General features: G+C 65.9%; 16 protein-coding genes. 8 read left to right on the top strand and 8 right to left on the bottom strand.

The genetic code is table 11. The features are described from left to right. On the bottom strand, window positions 1–726 hold the full coding sequence (locus tag QZ670_RS05560) for a dienelactone hydrolase family protein (RefSeq protein ID WP_294252788.1): 726 nt from the start codon (window positions 724–726) through the stop codon (window positions 1–3). A gap of 76 nt (window positions 727–802) precedes the next feature. Between QZ670_RS05560 and gpmA the strand changes: the two genes are divergently transcribed. Continuing rightward, on the top strand, window positions 803–1,489 hold the full coding sequence (gene gpmA, locus QZ670_RS05555) for a 2,3-diphosphoglycerate-dependent phosphoglycerate mutase (RefSeq protein WP_294252787.1): 687 nt from the start codon (window positions 803–805) through the stop codon (window positions 1,487–1,489). A 165-nt stretch (window positions 1,490–1,654) separates the two neighbouring features. Here gpmA and QZ670_RS05550 read toward each other — a convergent pair whose 3' ends face one another. Further along, the gene (locus QZ670_RS05550; protein WP_294252786.1) at window positions 1,655–3,229 is read right to left on the bottom strand and encodes an amidase; all 1,575 of its coding nucleotides are present in this window, start codon (window positions 3,227–3,229) and stop codon (window positions 1,655–1,657) included. Window positions 3,230–3,368: 139 nt separating this feature from the next. On the opposite strand from QZ670_RS05550, the gene QZ670_RS05545 reads away from it, so the two are divergent. The 4 genes from QZ670_RS05545 (at window position 3,369) to QZ670_RS05530 (ending at window position 7,546) form a co-directional block, all read left to right on the top strand. After that, entirely contained in the window at window positions 3,369–4,250 is an 882-nt protein-coding gene (locus tag QZ670_RS05545) for an AraC family transcriptional regulator (protein WP_294252785.1), read from the top strand. 436 nt (window positions 4,251–4,686) lie between these two features. Next, window positions 4,687–6,576 (top strand): ribonucleoside-diphosphate reductase subunit alpha, encoded by a 1,890-nt coding sequence (locus QZ670_RS05540; protein WP_294252784.1) that lies wholly within the window; start codon window positions 4,687–4,689, stop codon window positions 6,574–6,576. A gap of 264 nt (window positions 6,577–6,840) precedes the next feature. Then, window positions 6,841–7,377 carry a fasciclin domain-containing protein gene (locus QZ670_RS05535; RefSeq protein ID WP_294252815.1) on the top strand — a complete coding sequence of 179 codons (537 nt, stop codon included), beginning with the start codon at window positions 6,841–6,843 and terminating at the stop codon, window positions 7,375–7,377. A 31-nt stretch (window positions 7,378–7,408) separates the two neighbouring features. Continuing rightward, a complete protein-coding gene (locus QZ670_RS05530) occupies window positions 7,409–7,546 on the top strand; it encodes a hypothetical protein (protein WP_294252783.1) in 138 nt (45 codons plus the stop codon). Window positions 7,547–7,933: 387 nt separating this feature from the next. Here the strand turns inward: QZ670_RS05530 and QZ670_RS05525 are convergent, their stop codons facing one another. Then, on the bottom strand, window positions 7,934–8,197 hold the full coding sequence (locus QZ670_RS05525) for a DUF2171 domain-containing protein (RefSeq protein WP_294252782.1): 264 nt from the start codon (window positions 8,195–8,197) through the stop codon (window positions 7,934–7,936). A gap of 98 nt (window positions 8,198–8,295) precedes the next feature. Between QZ670_RS05525 and QZ670_RS05520 the strand changes: the two genes are divergently transcribed. Genes QZ670_RS05520 through QZ670_RS05510 form a run of 3 tightly spaced genes read left to right on the top strand, consistent with a single transcriptional unit; the run spans window position 8,296 to window position 9,964 of the window. Next, window positions 8,296–8,631, top strand: a complete 336-nt coding sequence (locus QZ670_RS05520) for a hypothetical protein (RefSeq protein WP_294252781.1) — start codon at window positions 8,296–8,298, stop codon at window positions 8,629–8,631. Then, complete coding sequence (locus tag QZ670_RS05515) at window positions 8,628–8,849, top strand: hypothetical protein (RefSeq protein WP_294252780.1); 222 nt, start codon at window positions 8,628–8,630, stop codon at window positions 8,847–8,849. The genes QZ670_RS05520 and QZ670_RS05515 overlap by 4 nt, the downstream gene beginning before the upstream one ends. A gap of 59 nt (window positions 8,850–8,908) precedes the next feature. After that, window positions 8,909–9,964: a ribonucleotide-diphosphate reductase subunit beta gene (locus QZ670_RS05510; RefSeq protein ID WP_294252779.1), complete on the top strand. Its 1,056-nt coding sequence runs from the start codon at window positions 8,909–8,911 to the stop codon at window positions 9,962–9,964. Between the two features lie 373 nt (window positions 9,965–10,337). Here the strand turns inward: QZ670_RS05510 and QZ670_RS05505 are convergent, their stop codons facing one another. The 5 genes from QZ670_RS05505 to QZ670_RS05485 all read right to left on the bottom strand — a co-directional run. Further along, a complete protein-coding gene (locus QZ670_RS05505; RefSeq protein WP_294252778.1) occupies window positions 10,338–10,670 on the bottom strand; it encodes an HNH endonuclease in 333 nt (110 codons plus the stop codon). A 93-nt stretch (window positions 10,671–10,763) separates the two neighbouring features. Continuing rightward, window positions 10,764–11,405, bottom strand: a complete 642-nt coding sequence (locus tag QZ670_RS05500) for a hypothetical protein (RefSeq protein ID WP_058745323.1) — start codon at window positions 11,403–11,405, stop codon at window positions 10,764–10,766. 232 nt (window positions 11,406–11,637) lie between these two features. Continuing rightward, window positions 11,638–11,970 (bottom strand): MliC family protein, encoded by a 333-nt coding sequence (locus tag QZ670_RS05495; RefSeq protein WP_294252777.1) that lies wholly within the window; start codon window positions 11,968–11,970, stop codon window positions 11,638–11,640. Continuing rightward, complete coding sequence (locus QZ670_RS05490; protein WP_294252776.1) at window positions 11,967–12,308, bottom strand: DNA primase; 342 nt, start codon at window positions 12,306–12,308, stop codon at window positions 11,967–11,969. The genes QZ670_RS05495 and QZ670_RS05490 overlap by 4 nt, the downstream gene beginning before the upstream one ends. A gap of 76 nt (window positions 12,309–12,384) precedes the next feature. Beyond that, on the bottom strand, window positions 12,385–13,452 hold a 1,068-nt coding region (locus QZ670_RS05485; RefSeq protein ID WP_294252775.1), incomplete at its 5' end, for a multidrug effflux MFS transporter.

Raw genomic sequence — 13,452 nt, 5'->3', positions numbered from 1 at the left:
TCATCCGAACAGCTCGGCGAGGAAAATGGTCATCGCCTGCCAGCTGCGGCGATCGGCCTTGGGCTCGAAGGCGACCTTCGGGTTGTCGCCGCCCTTGCGGCTGACATCGGTGAAGGCATGGCCCGCATGGCCATAGGCGTGAAGCTGCCAGTCGGCGCCCGCCGCGGTCAGCTCCTGAGCGAGCGCGACGGTTGCCTCGGGCGGGCAGAGCGGGTCTTCCCAGCCATGGCAGACCAGCAGCTTCGCGGTGATCGGCGAGGCAGTGGCATAGTCGGGCCGGTCATAGACACCGTGGAAGGACACGCCGCCCAGGATCGGCAGCCCGGCGCGGGCCATGTCCAGCACGCACTTGCCGCCGAAGCAGAAGCCGATCGCGGCGGTGCGCTCGGCATCCGCCTGCTCCAGGCCGGTCAGCGCCGCCAGCGACGCTTCCATTCGCGCGCGCAGCAAGCCGCGATCGGCGTTGAGCTCGGCCATGTAGCGGCCCATCTCCGGATCGCTCAGCGTGGTGCGCTTGCCCTGCCCGTACACGTCCGCGACCAGCGCCGTGTAGCCGAGCGCCGCCAGCGCATCGGCCTTCACATTGTCCTCTTCCTTCTGGCCGAGGATGTTGGGCAGCACCAAGACCGCCGGCCGCTTGCCCAAAACCGCATCGTCCCATGCCGCCACACCCTCGAACGGGCCGCCGGGGCCGTCATAGACCAGCGTCTGTCGAACCAATGCCATGCGTGTCGTCTCCTGCGCTTGTCCCTGTCGGCCCTTTCGCTAAGGACGGCGACGCGCAGTTACAAGGAGAACGCCCATGCCCACCCTCGTCCTGATCCGCCACGGCCAGTCGGCCTGGAACCTGGAGAACCGCTTCACCGGTTGGTGGGACGTCGACCTGACCGAGCAGGGCGTGCGCGAAGCCACCGCCGCCGGCACGCTGATGAAGGAGAAGGGCCTCGACTTCGACCAGTGCTTCACCAGCTTCCAGAGCCGCGCGATCAAGACGCTGCACCTGGCGCTGGAGGCGATGGACCGCCTCTGGCTGCCGGAAGAGAAGGACTGGCGCCTCAACGAGCGCCATTATGGCGGCCTGACCGGCCTCGACAAGGCCGAGACCGCGGGCAAGCATGGCGACGAACAGGTGAAGATCTGGCGCCGCAGCTTCGACGTGCCGCCGCCGCTCCCCGAGGCGGGCTCGCCCTGGGACCTGACCAAGGACCCGCGCTATGCCGGCATTCCGATCCCGCAGACCGAAAGCCTGAAGGACACGATCGCCCGCGTGCTGCCCTATTGGGAGCAGCGCATCGCGCCGGAGCTGAAGGCCGGTAAGCGCGTGCTTATCGCGGCGCATGGCAACTCGCTGCGCGCGCTGGTCAAGCACCTGTCGGGTATCGCGGACGAGGACATCGTCAGCCTGGAAATCCCGACCGGCCAGCCGATCGTGTACGAGCTCGACGGCGACCTGAAGGAAGTCGAGCGCTATTATCTGAGTGAGCGGTAAGCACTCCGCCCACAAGTCCCCCTCCCGCTTGCGGGAGGGGTTAGGGGAGGGTGCGTGAGGCTAGCAGGCGAGGCCGTCGCAGAAAGAACCTCCACGTCACACCCTCCCCCTGCCCCTCCCGCAAGCGGGAGGGGAGTATAGAAGCAGGATGGGTAAATTAGGACCTCACCGCCCGCGCGGCCCCAGATCCGCCGGGATCGTCGCGCGGTACTGCGGCGCCACCCGCGCCTTGCTCGCCTGCTCATAGGCATAGCCCGCGCGCAGCAGCAGCCCGTCCGCGTACGCCGTGCCGATGAACGACAGCCCGGCGGGCAGCCCGTTGACCAGCCCCATCGGCACCGTGAGGTGCGGATAGCCGGAGACCGCCGGCAGTTCGCTCGCCGAGGGGCCGACGAACTGGTCGCCATGCGCGGGATCGCTCAGCCAGGGCGTGCCATAGGTCGGCGTCACCAGCACTTCGGCGCCCGCCGCCTTGAGCATCGCGTCGATCCCCTCGGGCCCCGCCAGCCGCTGCGACTTGGCGCGCGCCGCCTTGTAGTCGGGATCGTCGAGGCCCTTGGTCGCCTCCGCCTTCAGGAAGGTCTCCTGGCCGAAGAACGTCATTTCCTCGCCCGCATGGGCTTGGTTGAAGGCGATCACGTCGGCGAGTGTCCGCACCTTCACTGCCGCCGGGGCGGTCGCGAGGTACGCCGCCAGATCCGCCTTGAGCTCGGTATAGAGCACCAGCCCCTCGGCCTCGCCCAGCCCGTCGAGCTTGGGGACCTTCACCTCGACCAGTGTCGCACCCGCCCCACGCAGTTCGTCCAGCGCCTTGTCGAAGCGGGCGGCGAGATCGTCCGCCATCTCGGGCCGCCAATAGCCGATCCGCATGCCCTTCAGCGCATCGGCCGCGAGGCCCTGCGCATAGTCCTTCCGGTAGGCGTTGGCGCCCTTGGTCGCCGGATCGGCGGGATCCTCGCCGACCATCGCCGAGAAGAGCAGCGCGACATCCGCCACGTTGCGCCCCATCGGCCCCGGCGTATCCTGGCTGTGGCTGATCGGCACGACATGGGTGCGGCTCACCAGCCCCAGCGTCGGCTTGAGGCCAACCAGCCCGTTCATCACCGAGGGACAGACCACCGAGCCGTCGGTCTCGGTCCCCACCGCCACCGCCGCGAAGCTCGCCGCCGCCGCCGCGCCCGATCCGCTGGACGAGCCGCACGAGGTACGATCGAGCGCATAGGGGTTGCGCACCAGTCCGCCGATCGCGCTCCAGCCGCTCATCGAATGGTCCGAGCGGATGTTCGCCCATTCGCTGAGATTGGTCTTGCCCAGGATCACCGCGCCCGCCGCGCGCAGCTGCGCCACCACCGGGGCGTCGCGGCCGGTGTCGTTGTCCTTGAGCGCCAGGCTGCCGGCAGTGGTCGGCAGTTCCCTGGTCTCGATATTGTCCTTGATCAGTACCGGCATCCCGTCGAGCGGGCCCAGCGCCTTGCCCGCCTTGCGCCGCGCATCGCTGGCGCGGGCCTGGGCGAGTGCATCAGGGCTCACCGCGATGACCGAGCGGAGCGTCGGGCCCTTCCCGTCCATCGCCGCGATACGCGCGAGATAGGCGGTCGTCACCGCGGCGCTACTGGTCTTGCCGGAGGCGAGATCGGCGGCGATCTTCGTCGCCGGCACTTCCTCCACCTGCACCTGCACCTGCGCCACCGCCGGGCTCGCCGCGGCCAGCGCCAGCATCGCCACACCCCAAGCCCGCATCGCATCCCCCTTTTGTCTGGTTCGCGAGCAGCCTAGCCTGTGCCGGACCAAGCGCAATCCTGCCCCGATGGACAATGGGCAAGATCGGTCGGGCGGCCCGCCCCTTCGCCCCTAGGAAGGCGTCGCCACGGAGGAAAAGATGCAGACGCCGCTCGCCCGCTACCATGCCCGGATGCAGCGCGTGCTCGACCATGTCGACGCGCATGCCGAGGACGATCTCGACCTGGAGACGCTGGCGGGCGTCGCGGCGTTTTCGAAGCATCATTTCCACCGCCAGTTCAGCGCGCTGTTCGGCCTGTCGGTGCATCGCTACGTCCAGCTCGTGCGGATGAAGCGGGCGTCCTATCGCCTAGCCTATCGGCCGGGCGAGCCGATCACCGGCATCGCGCTCGACGCCGGCTATGAAGCGCCCGAGGCGTTCGCCCGGGTCTTCCGCCAGCGCTTCGGCCAGGCGCCGTCGCAGTTTCGCGCGGCGCCGGACTGGCATCCCTGGCACGCGGCCCTCGCGCCGCTCACCCAAGCAAGGAGCCAGACGATGCAGACCCGATTCACGTGCGCCGACGTGACGACGCTCGATTTCCCCGCCACCCCGATGGCGTTCCTGACCCACCGCGGCGACCCCGCCCATCTCGGCGACACGATCCGCCGCTTCATTGCCTGGCGGAAGACCAGCGGCCACCGCCCGCCGGCCAGCGCCACCTACACCATCTTCCACACCGACCCGCGCACCACGCCGCCCGAGGACTATCGGCTCGACCTATGCGCTGGGGTGAAGCACCCAGCGGCAGACCCGGACCATGGCATCGAACCCGGTATGATCCCGGAAAGTCGCTGCGCGATGCTGCGCGTGGTAGGGCATGCCGACGATCTCGAACGCGCCGCGCTGTTCCTCTACCGCGAATGGCTGCCGGAAAGCGGCGAGGAGCCGGGCGACTTCCCGCTCTTCGCAAGACGGGTCGCCTTCTTCCCCGACGTGCCCGAGAACGAGGCCGTGACCGAGCTCTATCTGCCGCTGCGATAGCGCCTATGGTGCAGCTTGCGCCGCCACAGCCACCAGCGGTTGTGGCGGGGGTGATTCATCCCCCAAAATTTATTTGCAGTTCCATGTTCGTTCCCTTGCCTTTTCCGGAGGCAAGGAAGGTCCGTGCGTCGCGCGCTTTCCGCGGCGTCGGCGGCGCCATGAGTCGAGTCATTTCGGCGATGAGCCGTTGCATTCCAGCTTCATTTGGGCTCTTGTGCCCGGACTCGGATTGGCACAATCTGTAGTGGTCGCACCAAGGGGCAAGCCCAAGCACTGGTAACCCATCGTTCGCATCCCCAGATGCGGCATGGGCCGACTCGTGCCGGGCGCCGGGCCGATGGACACTTTTTGTTCTCGCGCAAACCCGGCTGGTGCTACGATCGCTACGGTGCCCCGATTCGGTTGTTGCGTGACGCAGAAGACAGGGGTCCGAGGTATGGAATTCAGAGATAGTGAGACCAGCGTGAACGAGACCGCCACCATCGAAGCCGCCCCCGCCAGCAAGGCGCTCGACAGCAAGGCGATCGCGCCCCAGCCCTATCCGGTCGAGGTCGATCATGCGCGCGACGCGCTGCTCACCGATTTCGGCAAGGAGACGCTGAAGGACCGCTATCTGCTCCCCGGCGAAAGCTATCAGGACCTGTTCGTCCGCGTCGCCTCGGCCTATGCCGACGACCAGGCGCACGCCCAGCGCCTCTACGACTATATCTCCAAGCTGTGGTTCATGCCGGCCACCCCGGTGCTGTCGAACGGCGGCACGGGCCGCGGCCTGCCGATCAGCTGCTATCTCAACTCGGTGCCGGACAGCCTGGACGGTATCGTCCAGACCTGGAACGAGAATGTCTGGCTCGCCTCGCGCGGCGGCGGCATCGGCACCTATTGGGGCAGCGTGCGCGGTATCGGCGAGCCGGTGGGCCTGAACGGCAAGACCAGCGGCATCATCCCCTTCGTCCGCGTGATGGATTCGCTGACGCTGGCGATCTCGCAGGGCTCGCTGCGCCGCGGCTCGGCCGCCTGCTATCTCGACATCTCGCACCCCGAGATCGAGGAGTTCCTCGAGATCCGCAAGCCCTCGGGCGACTTCAACCGCAAGGCGCTCAACCTGCACCACGGCGTGCTGATCCCCGACGCGTTCATGGAAGCGGTGCGCGACGGCTCCGAATGGCAGCTCAAGAGCCCGAAGGACGGCTCGGTGCGCTCCACGGTGGATGCGCGCGCGCTGTTCCAGAAGCTGGTCGAGACCCGCCTCGCCACCGGCGAGCCGTACATCGTGTTCTCGGATCACGTGAACTCGACCATGCCGAAGCACCACCGCGATCTGGGCCTCAAGGTCTCGACCTCGAACCTGTGCTCGGAGATCACGCTGCCCACCGGCCGCGACCATCTCGGCAATGATCGCACCGCGGTGTGCTGCCTCTCCTCGCTCAACCTCGAGACCTGGGACGAGTGGAACAAGGACAAGCGCTTCATCGAGGACGTGATGCGCTTCCTCGACAATGTGCTGACCGACTATATCGAGCGCGCGCCCGACGAGATGGCCCGTGCCCGCTATTCGGCGGCGCGCGAACGCTCGGTCGGCCTCGGCGTGATGGGCTTCCACAGCTTCCTCCAGGCGCGCGGCATCCCGTTCGAGGGCGCGATGGCGAAGAGCTGGAATCTCCGCATCTTCAAGCATGTCAGCGCACAGGTGAACGAAGCCTCGATGGCGCTTGCCGTCGAGCGCGGGCCGTGCCCGGACGCCGCCGACATGGGCGTGATGGAGCGCTTCAGCTGCAAGATGGCGATCGCGCCGACCGCGTCGATCTCGATCATCTGCGGCGGCACCAGCGCCTGCATCGAGCCGATCCCGGCCAATATCTACACCCACAAGACGCTCAGCGGCTCCTTCTCGGTGCGCAATCCATATCTGGAGAAGCTGCTCAAGGAAAAGTCGAAGAATTCCGACGCGGTGTGGAATTCGATCCTCGAGCAGGGCGGCTCGGTCCAGCACCTCGACTTCCTGACCCAGGAAGAGAAGGACACGTACAAGACCAGCTTCGAGATCGACCAGCGCTGGATCCTGGAGCTGGCGGGCGACCGCGCGCCGTTCATCGACCAGGCGCAGTCGCTCAACCTGTTCATCCCGGCGGACGTGGAAAAGTGGGACCTGCTGATGCTCCACTTCCGCGCCTGGGAACTGGGCATCAAGTCGCTCTACTATCTGCGCTCGAAGTCGGTGCAGCGCGCCGGGTTCGCGGGTGGGGTGGAAGCCGACAACACGATCGAGAAGCCCAAGTTCGATCTGGGCGAGTCGACCGACTATGACGAGTGCCTGGCCTGCCAGTGATCTCGACAGCGGCCGTTAGCCGGTCACCCGTCTGACGATCTGACGCCCTCCCTGTCCGCCGGACCGGGAGGGCGTCTTGCATTTGAGCCTGCACAAAGGGGCAGGTTCACCGCCAACTGTTGAACACGCTCCTTGAATATCAATAGCTTAGCAAAATTCCGCCGACTTCCCTTAGGGACGGGGGTGGCAACGCCAAGATGGTTCCACGGTTTTCTCCAAACCTGATCCAGGTTGAGGAGATTAATCGTGCCCGTTTCGAAATTGCTGATTGCCGCTCTTGGCGGCCTCTTCGTTGCCGCAACGCCGGTCTCGGCTTTCGCCCAATCGAAAATGGTCGGCGGCGCCGAGATGGTCGCCAGCAAGACAATCGTCGAAAACGCAGCACAGTCGGCGGATCACACCACGCTGGTGGCGGCGGTGAAGGCGGCGGGTCTGGTCGACACGCTGAACGGCAAGGGCCCGTTCACCGTGTTCGCACCGACCAATGCCGCATTCGCCATGCTGCCCGCCGGCACCGTCGACACGTTGCTGAAGCCCGAGAACAAGGCGACGCTGACCAGCATCCTCACCTACCATGTCGTGCCGGGCAAGGTCACCGCGACCCAGCTGATCGGCAAGATCAAGGCCGGCGGCGGCACCGCGATGCTGAAGACGGTGCAGGGCGAGACGCTGAAGGCCAGCCTGTCGGGCAGCAACGTCGTGCTCACCGATACCAAGGGCGGCCAGTCCATGGTGACGATCGCCGACGTGCCGCAGTCGAACGGCGTGGTGCACGTGGTCGATCACGTGCTGATGCCCTGATCCGAGGCGATGGTGAAAGGAGGATAACGACATGCAGAAGCTGGAAAGACGCAAGCGGCTGGCCCTGAAATGGGGTGCGCTTCTCTTCGTGCTCTTCTGGATCGCGGTGATCGCGTTCCGTATCTCGCTGATGGCATCGGATACGCCGAGTTCCTGGTCCTTCACCTGACAAGCCGCGCCGGGGGAGGCAAACCTTCCCCGGCGCACGGCGTGCAAAACCGTTCTACCATATCTGGGGGCAGATGGCTGGCCACAGCCTCTAGATGTCGGATTATCCACAGCCAAAACTTGCGCCGGGACCGCTATTTCGGTGGCGCGGCGCGGACGATTTCGATAGGGTTGGCAACCTGGAATTGGCAGCGCCGAAACACGGCGCCTGCACAGATTAAGGTATCGCTGAAAGCCCATTATGCGCCCGCATCGTATCGATCTTCGCGCTCCGGGCGCCCTGTCGTCGACGATGGTGGGATCACGGCGTCGGGCGCGCAGCATCGTGCGCGCGGCTATCCGCAGCCGGCGATGCGGGGAAAGCAGAGGCTTCCCCCGCCGCCCGGTTTCAGGCTTCTTCTTCGAACAGCTCGGCCGCGACATCGGCGTTGGCCGAGAGGCGAACCTTGTCGCCCTCGACTTCCGCGACCAGGCCGCCCGGGAGGTAGTGGTGGTGCCCTTCATGGCTGCCGGTGGCGCCTTCGATCTGGGCTCCCGAGTCCTTCTTGGTGAGCTTGATGCGGTCGCCATCGACATGGTCGACGGTGCCGACATGGACGCCGTCGGCGCCGATGACTTCCATATGCTCCTTGATTGCGCTCAGATCTGCCATGGGTATTCTCCTGCTTGGGGTTCGCGCACCGAACGCACGCGGTCGCGAAACGATGCACGCTGGCCCAAGGGACGTCTGCCATACGCAGGGATAGCTGCATGAAGATCCGCGCCGCCTTGGCCCTTGCCGCCCTCGCCCTGCTCGCCGCCTGCGCGCACCAGGTGTCGAGCGCGGTTGCCCCGCAGGCCCCGGGCTTCCTGCTCGGGCTGTGGCACGGCTTCATCTTTCCCGTGGCGTGGGGCCTGTCGCTGCTGTTCCCGGAGGTCGCGGTTTATGCGGTGCCGAACAATGGCGGCTGGTATGATTTCGGCTTCTTCATCGGCGTGGTGTTCCTCGGCGTCGGCGCGCAGGGTGGCCGCAAGGTCGTCTATCGCGAGCGCGTCGTGGTGCGCGATGGGATGAAGACCGTTCGTGGACGCGTGATCGACCAATGACCCGTACCCTCGCCATCCAGGCCGGCCTCGGCATCGCATCGGGCACGGCAGGACTGATCGTCCTCCTCCGCCCCTCGGCGGCGCGGGGCTTGCTGCGCATCCGGCCAAGTGAGCCGGCGACCTATGCGCTGCGGATCGGCGGCATGATGCTGGTCGCGCTCGGACTGTTCCTCACTGGCTTCGCGCTGGCCTTTGCGAGCGCGGGAGGCGTCGCATGACGTCGTCCGCCGCTATCTCTCTTTTCCGAATCTAACGAATACCTGCCGGAGTACCCCAGATGTCGCTTCTCGAAGCCCGCAAAACCTACAAGCCCTTCGAATATCCCTGGGCCTATGAATATTGGAAGCGCCAGCAGCAGGTCCACTGGCTGCCGGAAGAAGTGCCGCTGGGCGAGGATTGCCGCGACTGGGCGCAGAAGCTGACCGATCACGAGCGCAACCTGCTCACCCAGATCTTCCGCTTCTTCACCCAGGCCGACGTGGAAGTGCAGGATTGCTACCACGAGAAATACGGCCGCGTGTTCAAGCCGACCGAGGTGAAGATGATGCTCACCGCCTTCTCCAACATGGAGACGGTGCACATCGCGGCGTACAGCCACTTGCTCGACACGATCGGCATGCCCGAGACCGAGTATAGCGCCTTCCTCCAGTACAAGGAGATGAAGGACAAGCACGATTACCTCAGCACCTTCGGCGTCGACACCGACGAGGATATCGCCAAGACACTGGCGATGTTCGGCGGCTTCACCGAGGGGCTGCAGCTGTTCGCCAGCTTCGCGATGCTGATGAACTTCCCGCGCTTCAACAAGATGAAGGGCATGGGCCAGATCGTCAGCTGGTCGGTGCGCGACGAGAGCCTGCATTGCGAGGGCATCATCCGCATGTTCCACGCCTTCTGCCAGGAGCGCCAGTGCCTGACCAAGGCGGTCAAGGACGACATCGCCGATGTGTGCCAGACGACGATCCGCCTGGAGGACAATTTCATCGACCTCGCCTTCGAAATGGGCCCGGTCGAGGGGATGAAGCCCAAGGAGATCAAGAAGTATATCCGCTACATCGCCGACTGGCGCCTGAGCCAGCTGGGCCTGAAGCCGATCTACATGATCGACGAGCATCCCCTGCCCTGGCTGACCCCGCTGCTCAACGGCGTCGAGCATGCCAACTTCTTCGAGACGCGCGCGACGGAATATTCCAAGGCGGCGACGCGCGGCCAGTGGAACGACGTCTGGGACGCGTTCGACACGCGGCAAAAGGCCAAGACCGCCAAGGCGGCCAACGAGGAGCCGGGCGAGACCGGCGACATGTTCTCGGCCGCAGGCGTCGCGGCGGAGTGATTTTGAAAAGGGCGGGCTTCGGTCCGCCCTTTTCCGTTCACGCGAAGTCGCGAGGGCGCGAAGGAGGTTGGTTCGCGCAGAGGCGCGGAGAGAAGAAACGCGGGAGGACGATAGTCCCCACCTCCGTTCAGCCTGAGCGAAGTCGAAGGCCAAGGGCAAGCACACGCCAAAATCGACATAGCCGGAGGCTATCCATGTCCCTGAGGATAAATAAGCCAGCCGCTCGGCGGACGTTATCCCGTGGCCTTCGACTGCGCTCAGGCTGAACGGGGGCCGAGGCTATCGGCCTTCTGCGCTTCCTCTTCTCTGCGCCCTCCGCGCCTCTGCGCGAACCAACCTTATTCGCGCCATCGCGTCTTCGCACGAACCTAAATTACCGCGCACCCCGCGTCGGCGCATGAAAGTCAGCCGGCTTCCCCGCAATCCAGCGCAGGAACCGCGCCATCTCCGGCTGCGCCCGCAACACCGCGAAGTCCGCAAACCCCCGCGCCAGTTCCGCATTGGAAAAGGTCGCGTGGATGGTCCGGTGACAGATGGGATGGACCGGCACCGTCTCGCGCCCGCCCTCACTCTTGGGGACGGGATGGTGCCATTCCACCTTCACCCCCAGCGGCCGGTCGCACAGCGCGCAAGACAAGGGCGCAGCCCGCTCGATCCGTTCGGCGGCGGCCACCAGCCCCGCCTTTCGCTTCACCCGTCCGACCATAGGCCCGATATGGGAAGCGTGGCCCCATAAGAAAACGGGGTCCGGCATCGCTGCCAAACCCCGTTCCTTTACGCCAACTGGATCCGAGAGGGATCAGAAGTGTGCGACAACGCCCGCCATCGGACGGAAGGAGTGCGCGTTGTCGAAGGTCGAAACTTCCATACGCAGACGCAGACCCGAGTTGCCGGTCAGGCCGCCCAGACCGATGTCCTTCGGGCCGACTTCGGCGCCGACGCCGTACACGGTCGCGTGATAGTCGCGCTTCAGGTCGCCCGAGACGCCCGGAGCGAAGTTGTGGAAGTTGTTCCAGCGATAGCCGACCTTGCCGTAGAACAGGCCGCTCTCACCGGCGCGGAAGCCCGCGCGGCCATAGGCGCCATACTGCCAGTCGATGTCACCCGACACGCCCTTGGCGACCGCGCCCTCGGCGCCGACGAACACGGGGCCCAGCGGCACGTTGAAGCCGACAATGCCTTCGACCAGCGCGCCGTCCAGGTTGTAGCCCTTGGGCTGCGTGGGGATGCCGGCGACGGTCTGACGGTCGAACTGCTCCCAACCACCCATGATCGCGACGTACGGCTCGATACCGAAGGCGCGGGTGCCGTCGGGAGCGGTCGCGGTGTCTGCGGCCGGGGCCGGAGCCGCCGCCGTGTCGGTGGTGTTCATGTCCTGAGCCATGGCAGGCACGGCAACGAACGCGGCCGCCGCAGCGGCGACGAGGGAAAGCTTACGCATGTGAGATACCCTTCTCTTATTCTATGTGGGGCGGCGGATCGAACCGCTCAGCCCAGGCCCGCTTAACCGGCTAGACGCCCATGGGTTGCACGACATTTGAGATTTTTGATCGCCTTGTCGGAACCTGTGGCGCCAGAGACACAGTTCCTGTCACCAAGATGAACCAAATGCGGGCGGAATGGGGCAATGGCGGATTTCCGCCACTTTTCGGCCCGGTTTCCGCCCGCTGTCCTCAGCGCTGCGCCGTGCAGCGTACGGAATCACCCGTAGGGCGTGTCAAAACAACCTCACCCCCCTTGCCGCGCAGATCGTGACCGAAACCGCTATAGTGGATGCCGGACGCGACACGCTGCCCCTCCAACCGCATCTCCAGATCATCGCCGAAGCGCATCAGGGCACTGTCGTCGCGATTGTCGAAGCGCACCCAGAAGCTACTGCCATTCTCGCATTGAAAGGTCGTCGAGACCAACGGCGGCAGCGTCGAGGCGGCACGCGGATCGGGCATGGTCGAACAGCCGACCAGCACGATGCCGCCCGCCGCCAGCGCGACGGGAAGCCGGGTCATGGTCGCAGGGCGGTGTCGTCGGCGTCGTCGATATCGCCGTCGGCCACCGTATCGTCCTCGAAATCCTCCTGAAGATCGTCTTCGTCGATGTCCTCGGCATCCATGTCGACCGAGGCATCGGTGGTCCCAACCTCTTCGGAATCCATGTCGAGTTCGCCGATCGGCTCGTCCTCGACGCTGTCGTCGCCCAGATCGGGTTCGATGTCGGTCAACAGCACGCCGTCGCTCGGGCCGTCGCGCGTCACCTCCAGGATTTCGGCGCGCTGGCTTTCGTCATAGCCTTCTTCGTCCCAGCCATCGTCGCCGGGTCCCTGGCTCGGAACCTGATGTCCGCCCATCACTGCCTCCTCTTGAACTGTGGAGGGGGAACACGGGGGCGGGCCGGGCGGTTCCCCCGGCCTTGATCGGCAAGCGTCAGGCCGGACGGAACATCCGCCCGCGCTCGGTCGCGAAGACGAAGGCAAAGGCCGCGCATCCGGCGATCAGGAAGCCCAGAGTCAGCGGCTGCGTCGTCCCGTCATAGGCCTGGCCGATCCCTGCGCCGATCACCGAGCCGATGGTGACGCTGGTAAAGCCCTGGACACTCGAGGCGGTCCCGGCGATCCGCCCCATATTCTCCATCGCCATGGACGAGAAGTTGGAGGTCGCCAGACCGAAACACGCCATGGTGATCGCCTGAAGCACCGCAAAGACGATCAGCGACTCACCCCCGAAATGCGCGATGGCCAGATGGATGGCCGACACGACGATCAGGATCGTGACCGAGCTGTGGCTGATCAGCCGCGTGCCCAGCCGCATGACGATCCGCGAATTGAGCAGGTTCGCCGCCGCCATCGTGACCGAGGTCGTCGCGAAGATCAGCGCCAGCAGCTTTTCGCGACCGAAGGTCTGCGCCATGATCGGCTGCACCGAGTTCAGATACCCATAGAGCGCCGCCATCAGCGCCGTCGCCGCCAGCGTGTAACCGAGCGACAGCCGGTCCCCGAGCGTCTCGCGCCAGCCGCTGGCGATCCGCGTCAGCGAAATGGGCAGTTGCGCCTCCGCCGCAAGCGTCTCGGGCATCCGGAGCGAAAACCAGGCCAGGACCAGCGTGGCGAGCCCCGCGATCGTCCAGAAGATCAGCCGCCAATTGCCGAACAGCAGCACCAGCTCGCCAAAGGCAGGCGCCAGGATGGGCACGATCATGAACACCATGAAGGCGATCGACATGACCTGCGCCATGGCGCGCCCGTGATAGCAGTCGCGGACCAGCGCCACCGTCGCCACCCGGGTCGCCGCGATCGCCGCCCCGGCGCAGACCCGCGCGACCAGCAGCAGCGTGAAGCTGCCCGCCACCGCCGCCGCGCCATTGGCGATGATATAGATGACCAGCGCGACGATCAGCACCCGCCGCCGCCCATAACGATCGGCCAGCGGCCCATGCACCAGCTGCGCCACGCCGAAGCCGATCAGAAACGCCGTGACGACGAACGGCCGCGCCGC

This window comes from uncultured Sphingomonas sp., assembly GCF_913774285.1.
Lineage (GTDB): Bacteria > Pseudomonadota > Alphaproteobacteria > Sphingomonadales > Sphingomonadaceae > Sphingomonas.
Note: the sequence above shows the minus strand (reverse complement) of the source record. Positions and strands in the feature narration are given on the sequence as shown.

Bases quoted from the DNA above. Each gene is read 5' to 3' on its own strand.
- QZ670_RS05520 (WP_294252781.1), top strand. From the start codon at position 8,296: ATGAAGATCCGCGCCGCCTTGGCCCTTGCCGCCCTCGCCCTGCTCGCC.
- QZ670_RS05510 (WP_294252779.1), top strand. From the start codon at position 8,909: ATGTCGCTTCTCGAAGCCCGCAAAACCTACAAGCCCTTCGAATATCCC.
- QZ670_RS05525 (WP_294252782.1), bottom strand. From the start codon at position 8,197: ATGGCAGATCTGAGCGCAATCAAGGAGCATATGGAAGTCATCGGCGCC.
- gpmA (WP_294252787.1), top strand. From the start codon at position 803: ATGCCCACCCTCGTCCTGATCCGCCACGGCCAGTCGGCCTGGAACCTG.
- QZ670_RS05530 (WP_294252783.1), top strand. From the start codon at position 7,409: ATGCAGAAGCTGGAAAGACGCAAGCGGCTGGCCCTGAAATGGGGTGCG.
- QZ670_RS05515 (WP_294252780.1), top strand. From the start codon at position 8,628: ATGACCCGTACCCTCGCCATCCAGGCCGGCCTCGGCATCGCATCGGGC.
- QZ670_RS05550 (WP_294252786.1), bottom strand. From the start codon at position 3,229: ATGCGGGCTTGGGGTGTGGCGATGCTGGCGCTGGCCGCGGCGAGCCCG.
- QZ670_RS05490 (WP_294252776.1), bottom strand. From the start codon at position 12,308: ATGGGCGGACATCAGGTTCCGAGCCAGGGACCCGGCGACGATGGCTGG.
- QZ670_RS05560 (WP_294252788.1), bottom strand. From the start codon at position 726: ATGGCATTGGTTCGACAGACGCTGGTCTATGACGGCCCCGGCGGCCCG.
- QZ670_RS05545 (WP_294252785.1), top strand. From the start codon at position 3,369: ATGCAGACGCCGCTCGCCCGCTACCATGCCCGGATGCAGCGCGTGCTC.
- QZ670_RS05495 (WP_294252777.1), bottom strand. From the start codon at position 11,970: ATGACCCGGCTTCCCGTCGCGCTGGCGGCGGGCGGCATCGTGCTGGTC.
- QZ670_RS05505 (WP_294252778.1), bottom strand. From the start codon at position 10,670: ATGGTCGGACGGGTGAAGCGAAAGGCGGGGCTGGTGGCCGCCGCCGAA.
- QZ670_RS05540 (WP_294252784.1), top strand. From the start codon at position 4,687: ATGGAATTCAGAGATAGTGAGACCAGCGTGAACGAGACCGCCACCATC.
- QZ670_RS05500 (WP_058745323.1), bottom strand. From the start codon at position 11,405: ATGCGTAAGCTTTCCCTCGTCGCCGCTGCGGCGGCCGCGTTCGTTGCC.